The sequence below is a fragment of the Halopiger thermotolerans genome (assembly GCF_054654555.1).
In genome coordinates this window covers 420,762-441,545 of sequence record NZ_BAAIEU010000001.1, presented here as the reverse complement: position 1 = coordinate 441,545, position 20,784 = coordinate 420,762, and the positions used below count along the sequence as shown (strand labels likewise).

General features: G+C 68.3%; 19 protein-coding genes and 1 pseudogene. 10 read left to right on the top strand and 10 right to left on the bottom strand.

The features are described from left to right. The first annotated feature begins 44 nt into the window (after nucleotides 1-44). The 6 genes and pseudogenes from ACYQ26_RS02265 to ACYQ26_RS02240 all read left to right on the top strand — a co-directional run bounded on the left by ACYQ26_RS02265 (nucleotide 45) and on the right by ACYQ26_RS02240 (nucleotide 3,003). Complete coding sequence (locus ACYQ26_RS02265) at nucleotides 45-722, top strand: HD domain-containing protein (RefSeq protein ID WP_459806727.1); 678 nt, start codon at nucleotides 45-47, stop codon at nucleotides 720-722. A 110-nt stretch (nucleotides 723-832) separates the two neighbouring features. Next, entirely contained in the window at nucleotides 833-1,081 is a 249-nt protein-coding gene (locus ACYQ26_RS02260) for a DUF8015 family protein (protein WP_459806675.1), read from the top strand. Between the two features lie 87 nt (nucleotides 1,082-1,168). Further along, nucleotides 1,169-1,378 carry a hypothetical protein gene (locus ACYQ26_RS02255; RefSeq protein ID WP_459806673.1) on the top strand — a complete coding sequence of 70 codons (210 nt, stop codon included), beginning with the start codon at nucleotides 1,169-1,171 and terminating at the stop codon, nucleotides 1,376-1,378. A gap of 11 nt (nucleotides 1,379-1,389) precedes the next feature. Further along, nucleotides 1,390-1,548: pseudogene (locus tag ACYQ26_RS02250) on the top strand (V4R domain-containing protein); the annotation flags it as partial. A 100-nt stretch (nucleotides 1,549-1,648) separates the two neighbouring features. Beyond that, the gene (sufU, locus tag ACYQ26_RS02245; RefSeq protein ID WP_459806671.1) at nucleotides 1,649-2,080 is read left to right on the top strand and encodes a Fe-S cluster assembly sulfur transfer protein SufU; all 432 of its coding nucleotides are present in this window, start codon (nucleotides 1,649-1,651) and stop codon (nucleotides 2,078-2,080) included. A 116-nt stretch (nucleotides 2,081-2,196) separates the two neighbouring features. Continuing rightward, nucleotides 2,197-3,003: a hypothetical protein gene (locus tag ACYQ26_RS02240; RefSeq protein WP_459806670.1), complete on the top strand. Its 807-nt coding sequence runs from the start codon at nucleotides 2,197-2,199 to the stop codon at nucleotides 3,001-3,003. Between the two features lie 57 nt (nucleotides 3,004-3,060). Here ACYQ26_RS02240 and radA read toward each other — a convergent pair whose 3' ends face one another. The 3 genes from radA to pspAB all read right to left on the bottom strand — a co-directional run bounded on the left by radA (nucleotide 3,061) and on the right by pspAB (nucleotide 6,289). After that, nucleotides 3,061-4,092 carry a DNA repair and recombination protein RadA gene (gene radA / locus ACYQ26_RS02235; RefSeq protein ID WP_459806668.1) on the bottom strand — a complete coding sequence of 344 codons (1,032 nt, stop codon included), beginning with the start codon at nucleotides 4,090-4,092 and terminating at the stop codon, nucleotides 3,061-3,063. A gap of 199 nt (nucleotides 4,093-4,291) precedes the next feature. After that, complete coding sequence (locus ACYQ26_RS02230) at nucleotides 4,292-5,395, bottom strand: outer membrane protein assembly factor BamB family protein (RefSeq protein ID WP_459806666.1); 1,104 nt, start codon at nucleotides 5,393-5,395, stop codon at nucleotides 4,292-4,294. A gap of 285 nt (nucleotides 5,396-5,680) precedes the next feature. Further along, complete coding sequence (gene pspAB / locus ACYQ26_RS02225) at nucleotides 5,681-6,289, bottom strand: PspA-associated protein PspAB (protein WP_459806664.1); 609 nt, start codon at nucleotides 6,287-6,289, stop codon at nucleotides 5,681-5,683. A gap of 217 nt (nucleotides 6,290-6,506) precedes the next feature. On the opposite strand from pspAB, the gene ACYQ26_RS02220 reads away from it, so the two are divergent. Both ACYQ26_RS02220 and ACYQ26_RS02215 read left to right on the top strand, forming a co-directional pair. After that, nucleotides 6,507-7,136: an SWIM zinc finger family protein gene (locus ACYQ26_RS02220; protein ID WP_459806662.1), complete on the top strand. Its 630-nt coding sequence runs from the start codon at nucleotides 6,507-6,509 to the stop codon at nucleotides 7,134-7,136. 68 nt (nucleotides 7,137-7,204) lie between these two features. Then, a complete protein-coding gene (locus ACYQ26_RS02215) occupies nucleotides 7,205-7,681 on the top strand; it encodes a DUF6653 family protein (protein ID WP_459806660.1) in 477 nt (158 codons plus the stop codon). A gap of 14 nt (nucleotides 7,682-7,695) precedes the next feature. Here ACYQ26_RS02215 and hjc read toward each other — a convergent pair whose 3' ends face one another. The 3 genes from hjc to ACYQ26_RS02200 all read right to left on the bottom strand — a co-directional run bounded on the left by hjc (nucleotide 7,696) and on the right by ACYQ26_RS02200 (nucleotide 14,324). Further along, entirely contained in the window at nucleotides 7,696-8,217 is a 522-nt protein-coding gene (gene hjc, locus ACYQ26_RS02210) for a Holliday junction resolvase Hjc (protein ID WP_459806659.1), read from the bottom strand. 73 nt (nucleotides 8,218-8,290) lie between these two features. Continuing rightward, nucleotides 8,291-9,106: a CPBP family intramembrane glutamic endopeptidase gene (locus ACYQ26_RS02205; RefSeq protein ID WP_459806657.1), complete on the bottom strand. Its 816-nt coding sequence runs from the start codon at nucleotides 9,104-9,106 to the stop codon at nucleotides 8,291-8,293. Between the two features lie 100 nt (nucleotides 9,107-9,206). Beyond that, the gene (locus ACYQ26_RS02200; protein WP_459806656.1) at nucleotides 9,207-14,324 is read right to left on the bottom strand and encodes a PAS domain S-box protein; all 5,118 of its coding nucleotides are present in this window, start codon (nucleotides 14,322-14,324) and stop codon (nucleotides 9,207-9,209) included. A gap of 209 nt (nucleotides 14,325-14,533) precedes the next feature. Between ACYQ26_RS02200 and ACYQ26_RS02195 the strand changes: the two genes are divergently transcribed. Beyond that, nucleotides 14,534-14,794: a HalOD1 output domain-containing protein gene (locus ACYQ26_RS02195; RefSeq protein ID WP_459806654.1), complete on the top strand. Its 261-nt coding sequence runs from the start codon at nucleotides 14,534-14,536 to the stop codon at nucleotides 14,792-14,794. 96 nt (nucleotides 14,795-14,890) lie between these two features. Next, nucleotides 14,891-15,910, top strand: a complete 1,020-nt coding sequence (locus tag ACYQ26_RS02190; protein WP_459806652.1) for a PAS domain-containing protein — start codon at nucleotides 14,891-14,893, stop codon at nucleotides 15,908-15,910. An 8-nt stretch (nucleotides 15,911-15,918) separates the two neighbouring features. On the opposite strand, the gene ACYQ26_RS02185 is transcribed toward ACYQ26_RS02190, so the two are convergent. From ACYQ26_RS02185 to ACYQ26_RS02170, 4 genes are all read right to left on the bottom strand, one after another. Then, the gene (locus tag ACYQ26_RS02185; protein WP_459806651.1) at nucleotides 15,919-16,674 is read right to left on the bottom strand and encodes a DUF8164 family protein; all 756 of its coding nucleotides are present in this window, start codon (nucleotides 16,672-16,674) and stop codon (nucleotides 15,919-15,921) included. Between the two features lie 119 nt (nucleotides 16,675-16,793). Further along, nucleotides 16,794-18,095: an adenosylhomocysteinase gene (locus ACYQ26_RS02180; RefSeq protein WP_459806650.1), complete on the bottom strand. Its 1,302-nt coding sequence runs from the start codon at nucleotides 18,093-18,095 to the stop codon at nucleotides 16,794-16,796. 368 nt (nucleotides 18,096-18,463) lie between these two features. Continuing rightward, the gene (locus ACYQ26_RS02175) at nucleotides 18,464-19,285 is read right to left on the bottom strand and encodes an Ig-like domain-containing protein (RefSeq protein ID WP_459806649.1); all 822 of its coding nucleotides are present in this window, start codon (nucleotides 19,283-19,285) and stop codon (nucleotides 18,464-18,466) included. A gap of 186 nt (nucleotides 19,286-19,471) precedes the next feature. Then, nucleotides 19,472-20,776 carry an amidohydrolase gene (locus tag ACYQ26_RS02170; RefSeq protein WP_459806648.1) on the bottom strand — a complete coding sequence of 435 codons (1,305 nt, stop codon included), beginning with the start codon at nucleotides 20,774-20,776 and terminating at the stop codon, nucleotides 19,472-19,474. Nucleotides 20,777-20,784 lie beyond the last annotated feature (8 nt).

Here is a 20,784-nt window from a genome sequence, read left to right as displayed (position 1 = left end):
GGGAGACGCTTTTGTCAGTGCCACCGAAACGGGGTGCCGTGTCCATGCCCCCGTCTCCCTCGACGCTCGAGGCGGTTCGCGACCGCGCTCGGACGTACTTCGAGGATGCACCGCCGGCCCACGACTGGCAGCACGTCCGGCGGGTCGCGGCGCTTGCCGAGACGCTGATCGATCGCCGCCCCGACGGCGACGCCGTCGACGAACGGGTCGTCACCCTCGCGGTTTACCTCCACGACATCGGCCGGGAGCGCGAGGACCGCGGCGAGATCGACGACCACGCGATCTGGGGTGCGAGGGAGGCCGGCGACATCCTCGCGGACGTCGGCGCGGACGCCGAGACGATCGAGCGCGTCCAGCACTGCGTTCGCACCCACCGCTACTCGAACGCGCTGGACCCCGAGACGCTCGAGGCGAAGCTCGTCTCGGACGCGGACAACCTCGACGCGCTCGGCGCGGTGGGGATCGCTCGCGCGTTCGCCCACGGCGGCGCGGTCGGCTCGCCGATCCACGGCGGGCGCGACGAGGATGCCGCGGTCGACGGCGGCGACGGCGCCGCGGCCTCGACCCCGCAGGGGACGCAGTACGACCACATCCACGAGAAGCTCCTCGACCTGCCGGAGCGGATGTACACCGAACAGGGCCGGGAACTCGCTGCGGATCGTGCGGCGTTCGTCCGCGAGTACGTTCGGCAGTTCGACGCCGAAGTGGCGGGCGAGCGGTAGCGCGGCCGCGGACGCCGGTGACGGCCTCTGTCACCTATCAAACAACAAGAAACCCGCGGAGGATTTATCCGCGTCCCGTCGGTACTAGTCCGATGCCGAGGTGAGAACGTATGTACGAGAAAACCATCGGCCGTCCCGACCGGGACCCGTTCGACGCCCTGGTCGACGTTCTCACCGCGGCCAGCCGGTACGACCTCCTGCTTGGGATCGTGCCGGCTGCGTTCGCGGTTGCACTGGTCGTCGCGACCGTGGCGAGCGTGTCGCTGGTCGAAGCGCTGTTCGCCGCGGCGATCATCGGCGTGCTCGTCATCGTCGATGGCTGCTACCGTAACCCCCCGATCGACCAGGGGTCGACGTAGCGGTACCGACCACCAACCGCTTCCCGCGCCGAGGACGTGCAACCGTTTTCCGAACTGCCGTCGCGATCGATCCGCGCTGACCGGTCGGTGAGCGAGGAACTCGCTGCCTGTAACAAGCTATTTACCACTCGCTCCATTTCTGGAGGCACTGCCGTCGTCCGTACCAAACGCGACCGACGAGTCCGACCGGGACTCGCGGCGAGCGGGACGCTCCGCGGGGGAAGCCTGACCGTGCACGGGATCGTCCTGAAGGGGCTCGAGGATTTCGTCACCGAGGTGTACGACGCGGCGACCTAGCGGCGCTCCACGAGGTCGCCGGCGGCCTCTGCGCGCTCGCCCGGGGCCTCCTCGAGGTGATCGCGGACTACTACGACGAACCGTTACACGTCGAACAGCGCCGCTGCGTGCACGAAGGGGCGGACCGCTGCGTCTTCGTGGTGACTCGTCGACGCGCGGGCGCCGTGTGACGGCGAGCGGGTCCGAAACGGTCGCACGTCCGCCGTACGATCGTCGCTATCGTCCCGGTCGGAACCCTTTTCGGTGAACCTGCCGTACCCACGGGTAACGATGGGACTGGGCTCCGATATGTACCGACAGCAGATCCTCGATCACTACAAGAACCCCCGCAACTACGGGGAACTCGAGGATCCCACGTTTACCCACGTCGGCGAGAACCCGATGTGCGGCGACGAGATTCGAATGGACGTCAAACTCGACGGCGCCGTCGACGACGACGACGCGACCATCGAGCAGGTCGCGTTCTCCGGCGACGGCTGCGCGATCAGCCAGGCCTCCGCGAGCATGCTCTCGAAGGAACTCCAGGGAATGACGGTCGCGGAACTCCTCGAGATGGACCGCGACGACGTCATCGACATGCTCGGCGTCGACATCTCACCGATGCGCGTCAAGTGCGCGGTGCTGGCCGAGAAGGTCGCACAGGACGGCGCCGAGATCGAACGCGGCGAACTCGAGGTCGACAAGACGACGACCGAGGACTGACGCGGTACCGCACACCGCGGCACACCGATTCGCGACGCCCAGCGATCCACGAGTACCGATTGACCGGCCGACGATGCCGATACCGATGTCGATGCTTTTCTCACCCCGCTCCGACCGTGACCGACCACAGTGAGCCGCGGGTCGACCCGACCCACGAACTCGTCGTCAGGACCGCGGCGCTCGAGGGCGACGACCGTGACGACCGCCACCTCGCGATGACCGCAATCGAGGCTGCCGCGACGCCGGCGGACCGCTGTCGGCTCCGCCTCGAGGACGAGACTTTTGCCGCGGCGTATCCCGCCCGGACGGAACGACTCCGCGATGCGTTCGAGTGCGTTCGAACGGACGGGTCGATCGCGACGTACCAGGCGCCCGCAACCGACGACGCGCTCGAGATCGTCCGCTCGCTGCTGACCGTCCCCACCTGGCACGGCCACGTTGCGCTCGAGTCCGTTCGCCTCGAGCACGACGAGACGCCGTTTCTCTACTACAATCCTGACCACCAGGTCCTCAACCTCGGCGGCGATGCCGCGCCCGACGCTCCGGAGGCGATCGCAACCGCACTCGAGGGGGCACCTGCGGGCATCGTCTCGACCGAGCCCCGCCGGTGGACCGTCGACGGCACGCCGTTCGAACTCGCCGGAGCGAGCCTCTGCTACGAGACTGACGGCCCGCTCGGCGTCTCGAGCGGGGCGTGTTTCCGGTGCTCGCGACTAGCGGGACTGGAGGCGGATCCGGACCGCCGGCGGATCACCCTCGCGTGGACCGATCCGCCGGACGCTCCGCTGCCGATCGCCGCGGTCGGCGGGCTCCTCGAGCGGCTCGGTCCCGAGCGACCGACGACGATGCGGATCGACTCCGACGAGGGGTTCGACGCAGCGCGGGAGGGGCTAACGGCTCTGCTCGAGGCACTCGAAAAGTAAGACGAAAAATCGGTTGCGTGTCGCCGCGATCGACTCGTGGGCGTGATCTGCTCTCCGTTACTCGGGCTTCAGACCGCCGTCCTCGACGCGCATGACGGCCTCGCCGTCGGCGAGGTTCGGCGCGTCGACCAGGCGGACGATCCGCTTGTCGCCCTTGGACTTGCGGAGGTAGATGCGGAAGGTGGACTTGTGGCCGAGGATGTTCCCGCCGATCGGCTGGGTCGGGTCGCCGAAGAACGAGTCGGGGTTCGAGGCGACCTGGTTCGTGACGATGACGGCGGTGTTGTAGAGGTTGCCGACCTTGTCGAGGTCGTGCAGGTGCTTGTTGAGCTTCTGCTGTCGGTCCGCGAGTTCGCCGCGGCCGACGTACTCGGCGCGGAAGTGGGCCGTCAGGGAGTCGACCGCGAGCAGGCGGATCGGGTACTCCGAATCCTCGTACTCGCTTGCGAGTTCCTGGGCCTTCTCGGCCAGCAGCATCTGGTGGTTGGAGTTGAACGCCTTCGCGACGTGAATCTTCTCGAGGATGGAGTCGACGAGTTCGTCGAGCGCGGCCTCGTCGTCGGCCGTGCCTTCGATCTCGCGGTCCTCGAGGGTGGCCTCGATGACGTCGTCCGGGAGGCCCCGAACCATGTCGTCGATCCGCTCGGGGCGGAACGTGTCCTCGCTGTCGATGAACATCGCGCTGCCGTGGAGGCCGCCGACCTCCTTGGGAAGCTGGACGTTGACGGCCATCTGGTGGGTGACCTGGGACTTACCGGAGCCGAACTCGCCGTAAACTTCGGTGATCGACTGGGTCTCGATCCCACCGCCGAGCAGGTCGTCGACCTCGTCGATGTGCCAGCTCAGCTTGCCGATCTTGTTTCGGCGCTCGAGCACGGTCGAGCCGGTTTCGAAGCCGCCGACGTCGGCGGCGTCGCGGGCGGCGTTGACGATGTCCGCGGCGGTGGACTCGCCGACGTCGGCCGTGTTCGACAGTTCGGAGGGAGAGGCGACGGCGAGACTCTGGAAGGAATCGAAGCCTGCGTCCTGAAGTTTCTCTGCGGTTGCCGGTCCAACGCCGGGGAGCGTCTCGAGATCTGCGTCGGGCATACTCTGCCGTTGTGCCGGACCCACCATAAACCCTCGTTAACAGGAGGGTGAAAGTGAAAGTGCAGGCGGGCGCCGGGGCTGTCGAACTCGGGGCCGGTGGGTTTACGTGGGAAGCCGATCGCGATCGGCGCTACTCGAGACGCTCGCGGAAAAGGAGAGGCGGCGGAAGGAGGCGGAACGTCTCGAGTCCGCGACGGATTCAGGGCCGCGGTTCACCGGGCGTCCACGTCAGGCAGGTGAGAGTCCCCTCGTCGTCACCGACGTACAGGTGCTCCCGGCCGACAGCAGGAGCGTGCGAGACGGGGCCCTCGAGCGCGCGGTGCCACAGGTGCGAACAGCCGTCGGCGACGTCGAGACCGTAGCACGACCCGGTCTCGTCGGCGACGCAGAGGACGTCGCCGACGACCACCGGGCACGCGCTGACCGGGCCGTCCAGCGGGACGCCCTGCTTCGAAAAGAGCCAGCCTCGAAGTTTTCGCCGGCCGAAGGTCGTGTCGGTGACGTGGAGGTAACCGTCGGTCGCGCCGACGAACGTCGTCTCCGCGTCGGGCAGCACCGTCGCCGACGATGCGAACGCCGCGTCGATCTCGTAGGCGAACCACGGCTGGCCCGACTCCGTGTTCGTCGCGAGCAGCGTGCCGGACTCGTCGGCGACGTAGACCAGGCCGTCGGCGACCGTCGGGCCCGCGACCGGGACGCCGTCCGCGGGCGTCGTCCAGACTTCCTCGCCGGTCGCGGCCTCGAGACAGCGCACCGCCTCGTCCGCGGTGGCGACGTAGACGCGCGGGCCGGACCACGTTCGGTCGTCGGCGACCGTCGGACAGCCGACGACCGGCGTTTCTGTTTCGTGCGTCCAGACCGCGTCACCCGTATCGGCTCCGAGCGCGGTAACGCCCGCCGCGTGCCCGACGTAGAGTCGATCGCCCGCGGCCGACCGCGCTCGCGCGGTCGGCCGCGCGCCCGGCAGTTCGGTTCGCCACTCCGGGTCGCCGGACGCCCGATCGACCGCACGGACGGTTCCGTCGGCGGTGCCGAACGCCACCCGGTCGCGCGTCGCGGCCGGTGCCTCGTCGGCCGCGACCCGCGTCTCGACGGTCCAGCGCCGCCGGCCGGTCTCGCGCTCGAGTGCGAACAGGGTGCCGCGCTCGGTACCGACGTAGACGGTGTCGTGATCCAGCACCGGCGGGCCGACCGGGTCGGCGAGGTCGACCGACCACGCCGTCTCGATGCGGCGCGGTCCCTCGAGGTCGCGCCGGAGACCGCCGTTTCGCGGATCGCCCTTGAACTGGTTCCACTCGGTCACTGCCGGTCGATACCGAGTCCACTCCCATAATTGGTGTGACCGCCGTCGGCGGACGGCCGTCCGCGTATCGGCTTCGCTCGAGTGCTCGACGGACGACGACGAGGATTCGGACGGTCGCGTGGCTATGCGATCGGTGAAAGGCGGCAGGAGAAGGGCAACTGTGTATGGCGCAGTTGTGATGGTGATGATGTGGCGTCCTGCCGACACCCGTTCTCGGTGCGTCGAAGGGATAGCGGTGTTGCCAACAGAATTTGGTACGGCGGGTCGGGGCGAGTTCGGAACCGCTCACTCCCAGGGATGGGTTCCCCGCTCGCTGGGCCAGAGCGGGTACCAGTACTCCTTCTCGCGTTCGATCTCGAGTTCGCCGTCCAGCGCCGACTCGAGTTTGAACTCCGCGCTCGAGTCCCGCTCGCGGCCGTCGCGGGGCGCGAAGGGGTAGTAGGCTCCGCGGCGGAACGAGTAGATCCAGTAGGCGGGGTCGCCGTCGCGGTCCTCGTAGGCGAAGACGGCCGCCAGCAGCCGCGAGCCGTAGCCGCGCTCGATAAACGTGTCCGCGGCGAAGTGCATGCTCGTGATCAGGTCCTCGGGGTCGTCGTCCTCGAGGATCACCCAGCGGTAGCCGTGGTCGTCCTCCGAGACCGAGAACTCGGTGCCGGTCTCCTCCTGGCCGGCCTCGAGGATCGAGACGACCTCGTCGACGGTCTCGCTGAAGCTGTGCGAGTCGACGCCGGAGAAACACAGCGCCCCGATATCGAGCGACTCGTAGCCCAAATCGGCTTCCATCGTCAGGTACGCGGTGCTCATCCCGAACAGGTCGTCGGGGTCGGCGTCGCGCCGAGCGTCGGTCTCGGCGCGCAACCCGAGGGCGGCGCGGAGACCGTCCAGCAGTCCCATATCCGATCTAGGGGCGGCGATCATTTAGTCTGTTAGTATCGCCGAAGCGACTGCTCGAGCGGCGCCGGTGGGACCCCGTCTCGAGGCCGTCTTCGATCGGACCGAAAGCCAGAATTTCAGGTCAAACTGGGGGTAGCGGGCCCGTTATAGTGCTCGAGCCCCTACGAGTGTTGAATAGTCCGTCGACCGATTTCGTCAGTTCACCCCTGATGCAACCATGAAAACAACAGCATCACCGAAAGCACCGCTTCCCGTTCCGACCCCCGACCACCTCGAGGAGCGCTCGCTGCGCGCCCGCATCGAGCCGATGTCCGTGCTCGCGTTGGGCGACGGCCTCTACGAGGTCGAATCCGCCAGCGAGAGCACCTACCTCGTCGATCTCGGGGCCGGCCGCTGCACCTGTCCGGACCACGTCTTCCGCGGCGCCCGCTGCAAGCACGTCCGTCGCGTCGCGATCGAGATCACCGAGGGCCGAACGCCACCGCCGGGCGAGATCGCCGTCGAGTGTCACGACTGCGGCGAGACGCTGTTCGTGGACGAGGACGCCGACGAACCGTACTACTGCGACGAGCACGAGATCCGTCCCGGCGATACGGTCCGCGACCACGAGACGGACGACCGGCTTACCGTCGTCGACGTCTCCGAGTACCGCTCGGACGCCGTCCAGATCGGCGGCACCGACGAGACCGTCGCCGAGTACGCGACCAACGAGGACTACGACCCTGGCGTCCCCGTCGTCGGCGCGGTCTACCCCCACGCCAGCGTGAAGCCAAACGGCGTCGTCCCCTCCTCGCTGAAGGTCTACGTCTTCCCGCGGACGCGCCTCGAGAAGGTTACCGCCGACTAACTCGCAGGCGCGCACCCGACCGTTCGGACCGAAGAACGCTTTTCTCGCCGCTCGCCGTACAGTTCGGTATGTCGACTCGAGACGGCGACGACGCGTCGGCCCGGAGCACGCGGCTTGAGCGTTTCGAACGTACGTTCTGGGAGCGCCACGCGAACCCGAAAAGCGGCTGGTCGCGGGTGCTGCTTGGCCTGTTCGTTCCGGTCGCTCTCTACCGGCGGGACTGGCGCTTGCTCGGCGCGGTGGCGGTCGGCCTCGCGGTCAACCCGATCTTCTTCGCCCGGCCGGACCCCGAAACCGAGAGCTGGATGACCCGCGGCGTCCGGGCCGAGCGGTGGTGGATCGACGGCGAGAACGGCACCTTCGGGCTCGACTGGCCGAACGTCCTCAATACCGCGAACGTGCCGCTGTACGGCTACGCCCTGTACGCGGCCTACGAGCGCCGACCGGTTCGCGCGGCCGTCACGTACGGCCTCTCGATGGCCTGTAAGTTCGCCTGGATCGAAGCGATCGCGCGGCGGTACGATCGCCGCGACGATGCGGTATAACGCCGTTCTTCCCGCTATTCGAGCGCTTCTGCCGCCTCCTCGATGTCCATCACGCCCTGTTTCACGGCATTAAGAACGCGCAGCACGTCCTCGTCGGGGCCGTCGTCCTCGTCGTCGCCGACCTCCTCGAGCGTGACCTTCTCGGACTTCCCGACGAACTCGGCGAAGTCGGTGCCGTCGGCGACGGCGGTCTCCTTCTTGACGCGGTAGTTGCCGCCGTCGGTCACGTAGAGGTCGCCGGGGTGGAAGAAGTACCAGTCCTCGCGGTCGAAGCGGACGCCGATGCGGGGTTTCGCGCCGAAGTTCTGCGCGAAGTAGATCAGCGCCTCGACCTCTTCGCCGGTGAGGTAGATGGGGTCGCCGGAGCTCGATTTCGCCTCGATCGCGTAGAATTGCTCGCCGTCGCCGGCGAGCACGTCGGGGAGTTCGCGTTCGGTCGCGGAGCCGCTCGCGGGGGCGCGCATCACCGCGAAGCCGGCCTCGTCGAGTTCGTTGACGAGTTCGCGCTCGCGACGGTCGCCCTTCGCCTGGGACATACGGCCCTCTCGTCCGCGGGCGATAATAAAGGGCCGGACGCCGTCGGATGGCGCGGTGAAAGTGGTCGCGACGCTACAGCAGGGCGGTCGCCAGATCGACCACCGCCGACGTCGGTGGCTCCGCCGCCTCGAGGTCGTACTCGAGGCTGAGATAGAGGAGGCCGAACTGGACGGCGTTGAGCGTGGCGTGGGCGCCGATCGGGACGGCGAGGTTCTCGCTTTTCGCGTACAGGTAGCCGAAGATGACCGAGCCGCCGAACAGGATCGACAGCGAGGTCGCGACCGCGGCCAGCGAATCGGTCGTCAGCGCGTAGATCGGGAAGTGAACGAGCGCGAAGATGGTGCTCGCGACGATCACGGCGCTGATTCGGCTGAACGCCTCGTAGAGGCGTTTCTGGATCACGTTCCGAAAGAGGAACTCCTCTGCCGGCGCGTTGAAGAAGAACACGATGGCGATCATGATCAGGATCATCGTCTGATCGTTCCCGAGGATATCGATAACGCCGCTCTGGGCGGACTGGAGCGAAAGCGCCGTTATCAGGACGTTGATGAAGATGAGATACGCGATACTGGCGACGACACCGATTCCGATGTAGAGCCAGCCCCGCTTGGTCGGCGGGCGGAGGTCGACGTACGACCAGCCGCGATCGGTAACGGCGAGATAGATCGCGCCGGCCAGCGCCATGCCGACGAAGTTCAACACCATAAACAGCGTCCGGACCTCGATCGAGACCTCGCCGGGCGCGGTCGCGAGCGTCGGATCGAGCAGTATCGCGGGTGTAGTTGCGAATTCGGCCCCGACGAGGCCGAAAACCGTCAATCCGATTGCGACGAGAACCGAGCGGACCGGACCGTCTTCGCGGTCGCGACGACCGAAGGGCGTTTCCATGCGTCGGGGTACGGGCACGAGCCCCTTGGGCATTCCTTTCTGTCCGCCGGGCGAAACGAACTCTCCCTCGATCGGCCGTCTCGAACGGCGTTCGGACTCGTTACGACTCGTCGCCGAACGACCGCGACTCGGTCCCGAACAGCTGCGAGAGGAGCCGCTGCTGGGCCATCCTGAGGTGCCGGTTGACCGTCGGCTGGGTCACGCCGAGCAACTCGGCGACCTCCTCGCCGGTGCTCTCGCGGGGCCACTCGAAGAAGCCCGCGAAGTAGGCCGTCCGGAGCACCTCGAGCTGTCGCTCCGTGAGTGGCTCCAGCAGCGATGCCACCAGCTCCCGGCGGGTGTGGGTCTCCCGCTGGACGTGTCGCTGCGACCGGAGCTCGACGCCCGCGTGCTGTTCCGCGAGCATCTCGACGAACTCGCGGACGTCCGTTCCGGTCGGGACGTCGACGGTGACGACGGTCCGCTCCCCGTCGGCGTCGATCGAGCGCGGGCTGGCCCCGTGGCGGACCAGCTGCGAGGCGAGCACGTCGCCCGCGACCGTCGCCTCGAACAGCCGGCCGCCGTCGGGGTCGCCGATGACGCGGTAGTCGTCGACGGCGACGAGCCCCTCGAGCGCGTCGCGGACCGCGTCGACGTCGTCGCCGTCACCCTCGACCTCGAAGAACAGGTGCGTCTCCTCGTCGGAGCCGGTGCTCAGCCCCTCGTAGGTGACGCGGGTCCCGGCCTGTCTCGCGAGCCGCGACAGCACGTCGTCCGCCTCGGCGAGTTCGAGCGTGAGTTCGACGACCGACTCGGAGTGCAACGCCTCCCGCGTCTGCACCGCGTTGATCGCGTTCGCGATCCCCTCGCCGAGTTCCGCGAACACCGTCCGCTCGAGGTCGGTGAACGCGTCGGGTTCGTCGGCGTAGACGGCAAGCACGCCGTAGCCGTACTCCTCGAACTCGAGGGGCACGGCGACGGCCGACTGCAGTCCCTCGTTGAGCGCGGCCTTCCGCCAGGCCCCTTCCTGCAGGTCGTCGACGACGTTTTCGACGACGGTCGGCGCCTCGGTGCGGGCGGTCCGAACGGCCGGCTCCGTGCCCGACGACAGCGCGAGCGAGACCGCGTCCAGGTACTCGGGGCTGGCGCCGGCCCACGCGCGGGGCTCGAGGGTCGTTTCGCCTGGATCGACGGCCCCGATCCAGGCGAACGCGATGTCGTCGGCCTCGATCAGTCGCTCGGGGACCGTGCGTTCGATCTCGGCGCGGCTCTCGGCCCCGATCAGGGACCGATCGATCCGTCGGATGAGATCGGTGATCGCGATCTGGCGCCTGAGCCGCCGGTTGCGCGCCTCGAGTTCCGCGTCCCGCTCCCGCAGGCTCGCCTCGCTCTCGAGGCGGTCGAACGCCGCCTCGACCGTCGCGACGAGCGTCTCGAACAGCCGCCGCGTCTCGTCGCCGATCGCCGCCGGCGGCGCCAGCAGGACGAACACGCCGTGATCGCCAAGCGGCACCAACAGCCCGCTCGAGGCGTCGCCGCCGAACGGCGGTGCGGCGTTTCCGTCCCCGCGGTCGTCTCCGTCCGCCCCCCACTCCTCGTCGACGACCGTCTGTGTCCCCGTCACGTAGGCGTTCCAGACCGGGGAATCGTCATCGCCGACCGCGATCGACGGCGCGCCGCCGGTTCGGTCGGCGAAGTCGCCGGTCGACGCGGCCGGCTCGAACCGATTGGTTTCCGAGTCCAGCAGGTAGACGCCGGCGCTGGCCCCGTCGAGCAACTCGGTCGCCGTCTCCGCGGCCAGTTCGGCGACCGCCGGCTCCGTCGTCGCGTTGAGCATCTGCCGGGCGGTCTCCGTGAGCGCCTCGAGGGTTCGCTCGCGTTCTTTCTGCGCGGTGATGTCCTGTATCGCCCCGCGGTACGCGACGAGGTCGCCGTCCTCGTGGATCGGCTCGCCGATCGCCCGGACCCACCTGACTCCGCCCGCGTCGGTCTGGATCCGCGCCTCGAGTTCGTACTCCGTCTCGGTCTCGAGCGCGCGCTCGAGTTCCTCGCGGACGCGGTGGCGGTCGTCGGGATGGTAGCACGCGACCGTCGTCTCGAAGTCCGGATCGATGTCGCGGGGCAGATCGTGGAGCCGATACAGTTCGTCGGACCAGATCGCGATCCGCGGCTCGTCGGTGACGTCGAGTTCCCAGCCGCCGATGTTGGCCATCCGCTGGACCCGCCCGAGCAGGTTCGTCATCCGCTCGAGTTCCCGCTCGTACTCGACGCGTTCGGTCACGTCGTTGAGGATGCCGATCATGCGCCGGCCGCCGCTCGCGTCGTTTACGAGCCGGCCGCGGGCGCCGATCCAGACCCAGTCGCCGGACTCGTGTCGCATCCTAAACTCCGTCCGGTAGAGCTCGCTCTCCTCGACGGCCGCCTCGAGCGCCGCCTCCACGCGATCGACGTCGTCGGGGTGGACGCGCCGTTTGAACGCCTCGTAGGTCCCCTCGAACTCGCCGGGCTCGAGGCCGACCAGCCGCTCCAGCGTTGCGTTCCAGCTGATCTCGTCGGTGTCGACGTTCCACTCCCAGAGCCCGGTGTTGGTCCCCTCCAGTGCCAGTTCGAGTCGTCGCTTCGTCTCTCGGAGATCCTGTTCGCGCCGCTTCCGCTCTGTGATATCGCGGCAGATCCCGAGAAAGCGGCTTTCGGACTCGAGATCAAGGCGTATCAGGTGGACTTCGATCGGGAACGTCGACCCGTCGCGGCGGCGGAACCGCCCCTCGAACTTCCGTCGCTCACCGACCGCCATCCCCTCGAGCACCGCGCGGACGCCGTCCGCGTCGAACCGCTCGTCGTGTTCCCAGATTTTCGTTCCGAGCAGTTCGCCCTCGGCGTACCCAAGCTCGTCGGCGAGGCGTCGGTTCGCCTCGACGATCGTCCCCTCGGCGTCGATGACGTTGATGATGTCCGGCGAGTCCTCGAACAGCGCCTCGAGTCGCGCCGTCGTCGTTTCCAGTCGGCGCTCGCGCTCCTTGCGGTCGGTGATGTCCTCGAACGCGGCCATCGTCCCGACGATGTCGCCGTCCGCGTCGCGGATCGGGGCGGCGGAGACGCTCACGTCGATCAGCGTGCCGTCCTTCCGCCGCCGTTCCGTCTCGACCGCGGCGAGCGTCTCCCCCTCGAGCAACCGCTGGAAGAGGGTCTGGTGGCCGTCGTCGCGCTCGTCGGGGACGATCGGCAGCGGCTCGCCGAGAACCTCGCCCTCGCTCCAGCCGAAGATTCGCTCCGCCGCGGGGTTCCACAGCGTGACGTTCTCCTGGCGGTCGAGCGCGATCAGCGCCGCCGGCGACGCCTCGATGATCGCGTTGAGCCGCTCGTTGGTCTCCCGCAGTTCCCGCTCGCGCTCCTTCCGATCGGTGATCTCCTGGATCGAGCCCCGGACGCCGACGATCTCGGCTGCGGCCTCGGCTTCGGCTTCAGCCTCGGTCTCGGCCGAGGATTCGGTGCCGGAGTCGGTATTAGCATCGGTATCGGCGCCGGCCGCAGTTCCGATTTCGGTTCCGGTTCCAGTTCCGGGCCCGAGTTCGGCTTCGCCGTCGGATCCGGGCCCCCTTCCGTCGTCGTAGATCGGCTCGCCGATCGTCCGGACCCACTGCCGCTCGCCCGCCGCCGTTCGCATCCGCAACTCGAGTTCGTAGGACTCGCCGCGCTCGAGCGCCCGCTCGATCGCTCGGCGGAGCCGCGGCCGATCCTCCGGATGGTAGTACTCGAGGGCGTCCTCGAGATCGGACGCCAGTTCGCCGTCGGCGTCCGGATCGTGGCCGTGAATACGGGCCGCTTCGTCGGACCACCGTAAGTCGGCCGCGTCGGCGTCGGGGCGCACCTCGAGCTCCCAGGCGCCGACGTTCGTCAGCCGCTGGGCCTGCTCGAGGAGGTGCGCCGTCCGCTCGAGCTCGCGCTCGTAGCACTTCCGGTCGGAGATGTCCCGGGCGATGCCGACCTCGATCGGGTTCCCGTCCGGGTCCTCGAGCACGGACGCGACGAACTCGTGGGGGATCCGCTCACCGTCCTTGGTCGTCAGCGGCGCCTCAAGGCGTGTTTCGCCGGTCTCGAAGACCTCCGTCACTGATTCCTCGATTGCCGCTAGCGCGTCATCATCGAAGTACAGCGGCTCGTCCATCTCCTCGATCTCCGCGTGGGAGTACCCCGTCGTCTCGGCGAGCGCGTCGTTCCAGCGTTGGAGGACCATGTCCTCGTCGACCACGTAGAAGATATCATCCAGCGCGTCGAGCAGGTCGTCGGTAAACGCCCGCTGGCGCTCGAGTTCGTGCTCGTACTCGCGGCGCTCGAGTTCGTGGCTCATCCACCGCGTCATGAGGTCGACGAACGTCCGCTCCGGGCTCGTGAACGGCTCCTCGCGGGGGTCGCGGTCGACGAAACAGAGGGTGCCGTACAGTTCGCCGTTCACCTCGATTCGCCCGCCGAGGTAACAGCCGATGCCCAGTTCCGCGTAGCTCGGATCGTCTTCGTACCCTTTCGCGGGCGCGTTGTAGATCCCGAGGAGGTCGTCGGCGTCGATCGCGTTGCGACAGTACATCGTCGACAGGTCGCTCTCTTGGGCTTCTCGAACGACATCACTGCCGCGGGCGAACTCGACCGTATACTCGTCGCACTCCGGTTCGATGCGGGAGACGAACCCCGCTTCGACCCCCAGGCGCTCGCACCCGAGCTCGAGCACCCGCCGAATCTTCTCGTCGCCGCTCGCGGACGGGTCCGACGTGATGCGGTACAGCTCCGTCCGGTAGCGCTCGCTCTCGGCGAGGCGCCGCTCGCGGCGTTCGACCGCGCTCGTCAGCTCGTCGACGGCCGCCGCGAGCCGCCCGACTTCGTCGTTCCGATCGCGGAGACGGGCCGGTAGTTGGGGTTCGAACGTCGATTCGGACTCGGACTCAGTCTCGCTCTCGGTCCCAAACTCGAACTCGCCCGGTCTCGCGCTCGAATCGGCGTCGCGATCCTCGACCTCGAGCCGGTCGACGTACGTTTCGACCTCGCTCGCGAGTCGCTCGATGGCCGTCCGATCCGACTCGTCTCGAGCGGCCAGTCCCAGTACTCCGGGGGCGGGAACCAGTTCGACCCCGGCGCCGCCGTGACCGAGTCCCGCGGCGAACAGTCCGAGGACGCCCGCAACGACGGCGATCGCGCGGACGAGCGCGGTTCGATCGAACTCGCCCGTACGAGGCCAGGCCTCGACCATGGGTTCGATACAGGTCGGACGGGAATTATACGTTGGCTCCCTCACGGATAGATACACGTCGCAGCGTGACCGTCACGCACACGCTACTGTCCCGGGGGCGGCCGAGCCGTTCCGCTCGCCGCCTTCTATACACATAGCGTCTCGCGTCCGCCGACCGAACGTGTATAACGGTCAGGAAGATGCCCGCCGCGGCCCTTCGAATGGCTATAATGCCCGAAACGACCCTCGACGCGGCTCACGACTCGCCCAGTCTCCGGCTCATCGACGCGCTCGCCGACGCGACCGACACCGATCCGCTCGAGCTCGACCCCCTGTACGACGCCGTCGATCCCGAAGCGCTGGACCGATTCCTCGAGGGCGACTCGACCGGCGCGGCGACGGTGCAGTTCAGCTACGACGGCCACTGCGTCGAAGTTCGGAGCGACGGCGTCATCGCCGTCGACAGCACGATCTACGATGAGTGCGCGTAACCGTCCGAAACGGACGCCGACCGGGTTCGTCACGGGCGCCCGGTACAGCGGCGAAGCTCCCTCTCAGTTCTAGTTCGACGACATCCGAATCCACCGATGACACTGCCCGATCTCTCGCCGATAGCGCCCGGCTCCGACGGACGGCCGACGCCGGCCCGGATCACCGTGCTCGTCGCGACCCCTCGATCGTCGCTCGGGCGAGCGCCGGACCGACTCGAGGCGGCGTTGCTCGACGCATATGACGACGACGGGGATTTCGACCCCAACCCCAACCTCGACGCCGACCCCGATCGCGTCGAAATCGACATTCGGACGGTCCCCTCGTTCTCGACGTCGACCGCGACCGCCACGCTCCTCGAGCGACTGGCCGACGCGGACTGTCTCGTTCTCGACCGGCCGGCGTCCGGACCGCCGTCCGCGGACGTCGGCGCCGTTCTCGACGCCGTTCGGCGTCGGTATCCGCGGCTCCCGGCGGTCGTGGTCTCGGACGCACCGGCGGGCAGCGCCGATCGGCGGGCCGTTTTCGACGCCGTTCGGACGCACCGGTTGGCCGACGTCGTTCGAGCGGACGGCGTCCTCGCGGCCGACCGTGAGTCCGATTCCGGTTCCGACGCCGGCGGTGACCGGGATCGCGACCGCGACCGCGAGCGACTTGCCCGCCGCATCCGTACGCTCGTCGAGCGCCGACGGCACGCCGCGCTGTCGACGCGGCTGCTCGCGGCCATCGAACTCTCCAGGGACGCGATCGCGATCGCCGCACCCGACGGGCGGCTCGCGGCCGCGAACTGCTGGTTCGCGGCGCAGTTCGGCTACGACCGCGCGACGCTGCGGGGTCGGTCGTGGCGGGACTTTTTCGCCGCCGACGCGGTCGCACACCTCGAGACGACCGCGATTCCGACGGCCGCCGACGGCTGGCGGTGGACCGGCACCTGCACCGGACGCCACCGGTCGGGCGAGTCGATCCCGGTCCGCGTTCGGCTCGCCGCCCTCGACGACGGGAGTCTCGTCTTCGCGGTCGAGGACGTCGATACGACGGACGCCGACGGTGGGAGCGCCGACGACGCGGCCACTGGCAACGCAGACGACGAGGACGGCGCGACCGACACCGCGCCCTGACGCCGCCGTCAGAAAATCCCAAGTCCATACCGAACGCCGACGGCGGCCAGCAGTCCGACGGCGGCGAGGCCCGCCAGCCACGGCAGCCACCGCTCGCGGCGCGACCGAACGCGGACCGTTCGGACCTCCTTGATCTGCTTGATCCCGCTCTCGGAGCGGCAGGTGACGACGATCGGCAGCGAGTACGTCCCCGGTGGGGCGGCCGCCCGCGTGTTGATCTCGAGGATGTACGACGGCCCGCCCGTACGGGTCCCGTCGAGCGGCTTCCGCTCGAGCGCGTACGCGTCCGGCTCCCCGCGTTCGAGGGTCGTCGGGTGGACGAACGGCTCCGAACCGCGCCCGGTCTGCTCGCCCTCCGGATCCGTCCGGTTCGCGTCGGGGTCGGTCGGCGTCGAGGTTGAGGTCGAGGCCGATCCCGGGGTCGTTTCACCCGCGCTTCGGCGCACGATCCCGGGATCCTCGAGATCGATCAGTTCGTCGCGTTCCCCGTCGTAAAACACGCTGAGGTCCGTCTCGTCGACCCGGTCGAGTCCGGAGACGAAGACCCCCAGTTCGATCCGCTTGCCCGGCGAGAGCCGCGTCCGCTTGAGAAAGACGTCGAGGTCGTTCTCCGCGACCTGTCCCGCATCCGCCACGGAGACGCCGACCTCGAGGTGGCCGTCGGCGTCGATCGGCGACCGCTCGAGCAGCGGCGAGATCGGAACCCCGTCGCTCTCGTCGCCCGCGTTCGCCTTCTCGGTTCCGACGGCGGACCGTTCACCCATCGGCTTGATATCTCCGCGGGCTACTTTCAGCGCTTCGGCCGTTCACTGCAGTCACTAGCTCGGACTTACTAGGAGGCGAAGAGTACGAGAATACGCGACGGCTCCCGGTTCGCGTTGATCTACGTCCCGTGGTCCCAGCTGTCCATGTAGTCGCGCTGGGTGTCGGTCAGCGAATCGTACTCGACGCCTTCGGCCTCGAGTTTGATCTCCGCGATTTCCTTGTCCAGTTCGTCCGGCACGTCGTGGACGCCGGGGCCGTACTCGTCGCCGTTCTCGAGCATTTCGCGGACGCAGACGGCCTGCACGCCGAAGCTCTGATCCATGACCTCGACGGGGTGGCCCAGCGAGACGGGCGCCGCGAGGTTCACGAGGCGGCCCTCGGCGATGACGTTCAGTCGCCGACCGTCGTCCATCTCGTAGGCCTCGACGCCGTCGCGGGCCTCGTAGCGGTCGACCGCGAGGTCGTCCAGCGCGTCCAGATCGATCTCGATGTCGAAGTGGCCCGCGTTCGCCAGTAGGACGCCGTCCTGCATCTTCTCGAAGTGCTCCTCGACGATGACGTCGCGGTTGCCCGTCGTCGTCAGGAAGACGTCGCCGACCTCGGCGGCCTCGTCCATCGGCATGACCTCGTAGCCCTCCATGTGGGCCTCGAGGGCGCGGCGGGGCTCGACCTCGGTGACGATGACGTTCGCGTTCTGGCCCGCGGCCTTCTTCGCGACGCCCTTCCCGCAGTAGCCGTAGCCGGCCACGACGACGTTCTTGCCGGCCCACGAGAGGTTCGTGGTCATCGCGATCGAGGCCAGCGAGGACTCGCCGGTGCCGTGGACGTTGTCGAACAGCCGCTTCATCGGCGTGTCGTTGACCGCGAAGACGGGGTACTCGAGGGCGCCGTCGGCGTCCATCGCGCGCAGGCGGTGGACGCCGGTGGTGGTCTCCTCGCAGCCGCCGACGATACCGTCGATCAGTTCGGGGTAGTCCTCGTGGATCGCGGCGACGAGATCCATCCCGTCGTCGACGGTGATCGTCGGCTCGTGGGCGATGACGGCCTCGATGGCGGCGTAGTACTCCTCCTCGTCGACGCCGCGCTTGGCGTAGCTGGTGATGTTCTCGTGGGTGTCCAGCGCGGCTGAGACGTCGTCGTGGGTCGAGAGCGGGTTACAACCCGTCACTGCGACTTCGGCGCCCCCCTCGGCCAGCGTCTCGACCAGCATCGCCGTCTTCGCCTCGACGTGCATCGCCATCGCGATGCGCTCGCCCTCGAAGGGCTGGTCGTCGACGAACTCCTCGCGAACGGACTCGAGGATGGGCATGTGCTGGGCGGCCCAGTCCATCTTGCGGCGGCCCTCCTCCTGGGCCGACTCGAGGTCCTCGAGCTGCTCGCTGATCGGCGGATAGTCGCTCTCGATATCGAGCTCGGTCATGGGTCGACTGAGTGGGACCGGGGCCAAAACGCTACCGAACCGGACCGACGACACCGGTTCCGTCGGCGAGCGTCGGAGCTCGAAGGACCAAATCGGGAATCAACTGGCGACCGTCGATAAAAACGAAAAGCGAGAGCGAACTGGTGGGTGCTGATAGGGGGTGGTTGGGCGTGCGGGTACGGTACCCGCGCTTAGGGTGTCGATCGGAGCGGACGTCGGCGCACGGCGGCCCCCGTTTTCGGCGGCCGTTCGTGCGCGTCGCCGCGCTCGATACCGGCGACGGAACGTGCCTCTGACATTGACAGCGCGTCGGTCGATCGGTTTTCGTCGACCGGTATCGAGATCATCGTCGCGTTCGGATTCGTTCCTCAGTTCGGGCCGGCGTTCTCCGGCGGCCCGCCGCCGTTTCCGTTGCCGTTACCGCTGTTTCCGCCGTCATCATCGTCGCCCGACTCCTCGTCGCTGTCGTCCCTATCGTTCTGGTCGTCCGATTCATCGTCGTCCGACGGACCAGCGTCCTCCGGCGGTCCCTGCTTCTTGTCGTCATCGTCGTCCGATGGACCGGCGTTCTCGGGCGGCCCCTGCTTCTCATCGTCATCGCCGTCCGACTGGCCGGCGTGCTCCGGCGGCCCCTGCTTCTCGTCCTCATCGTCGTCACCCGGCGGACCGGCGTGGTCCGGCGGGCCGGCGTGATCGGGCGCGTTACCGGGGTTGTTCTCGACGACGAAGTCCGCCACCGCGAGGCCGAGCGGTCCGTCGGTCTCGTTGCGTTGCTGCTCGACGAACTGCGAGACCAGCGCGCCGAAGTTATCGGGTGAGAGCTCGCTGAGCGGCTCGAGCGTGACCGTCGTCGTGGCGCTCTTGCCGTCGACCGTTGCGGTGATCGTCACGTCGACGCTCTCGTTGCCGCTCGGGGCGTCGAGCGTCACCGTTCCGTTCTCGTCGGTGGTGTACGTGCCCGTGTCCGCGTACGAGGCGTTTTCGCCGTCGGCGAGGGTCACGTCGACGGTCGCGCCTGCGACGGGTTCGTTATCGGCGTTCGCGTCCGTGACAGTCACGGTCGCGTCGACGTCCTGTGCGACGTTGATCGCCGGATCGACGCTCTCGTTCGCCGACGCGTTCGACGCGGCGACCGTTGCGATGCCGCCGCCCGCGAAGAGAACGGACAGCAGCAACGCTCCAGTCAGCATTACTGCGAGCGGTTTTGTGTTCCTCATCCGCTCGAGACATACAGGATGACGTGAATAAACCCCGCCGGCAGTTCGGACCGATTCGTCGATTCCAAAACGCCCGCAGAAAAAGTTAAACAGTTTATCGAGGCGTCTGAACGTTCAGTTCTCGATCATCGTTCTGCGATCAGTGTGGTCGTAGTCGCCTCAGTCCCCGTCGCCGGCCCGGATTGCCAGCGCCGCGGCCGCCTCCTGGGCCCGCTCGCGAACGGCCGCCTCGTCGAGGGTGAGCACCTCGCGGTCGCGCATGAGTACTCGCCCGTCGCAGACGGTGTGGCGCACGTCGGCCGCCGCCGCGGCGTAGGCGAGGTGGCTCACGAGATCGTGGCGGGGAGTAAGGTGTGCCTTCTCGAGGTCGATCACCGCGAGGTCGGCGGGCGCCCCCTCCTCGAGACGGCCGCTCTCGAGGCCGATCGCGTCGGCGCTGCCGGCGGTCATCATTTCGGCGACGGCCTCGGCGGGCACCGCCGAGGCGTCGTTGGCGGCGAGCTTGCCGAGCATGGCCGCGTCGCGGGCCTCGTCCAACATCGAGAGGTCGTTGTTCGAGGCCGCACCGTCCGTTCCCAGGCCGACGGTGACGCCGGCCTCGCGCATCCGCTGGACCGGTGCCATCCCGCTGGCGAGTTTCATGTTCGACGCGGGACAGTGGATCACGCCCGTGCCGGCTTCGGCGAGCAGGTCGATCTCGCTCTCGTCGACGTGGACGCCGTGGGCGAGGAAGTCCTCGGGCTCGAGCATCCCGCGCTCGGCGGCGTAGGCGAGCGGCCGGACGCCTTCCTCCTCGACGATCGGCGCGACCTCGTCTTCGGTCTCGTTGGCGTGGTAGTGGATCGGGACGCCGGCCTCGCGGGCCTTCGGAACGAACTCCTCGAGGTACTCCGTCCCGACGGTCGTCAGCGAGTGAGGCATAAAGGCCGTCGAGATCCGGCCGTCCGCGGCGCCGTCGTACTCGCGGGCGATCTCGAGGCTCGTCTCGGCGTCGGCGCGGGCGCCCGCCTCGTCCTTAGCCACGGTGACGATGCCGTGGCCGAGGCGGGCACGCACGCCGGCCTCCTCGACTGCGGCGGCGATCTCGGGAACGTGGAAGTACATGTCCGCGAACGCCGTCGTGCCGGATTTGATCATCTCGAGGAGGCCGAGTTCGGCGCCGATTCGGACGTCCTCGGCGGTCAGTTCGCCCTCGGCGGGCCAGATGTCCTCCTGCAGCCACGCGTCCAGCGGCTTGTCGTCGGCGTAGCCCCGCAGGAGCGTCATCGCGACGTGGCAGTGGCCGTTGACGAAGCCGGGGGTCACCAGCGAACCGTCGGCGTCGAGGGTTTCGTCGCCCTCGCCCGCGAGGTCCGGTCCGATCTCGAGGATCTCGCCGGCGTCCTGATCGACCAGTACGTCCGCGCGCGTCACCGTCGCGTCGGGTCGCAGCACCCGGCCGCCGGTGATCGAAAGCGTCGTCATGGACCGTG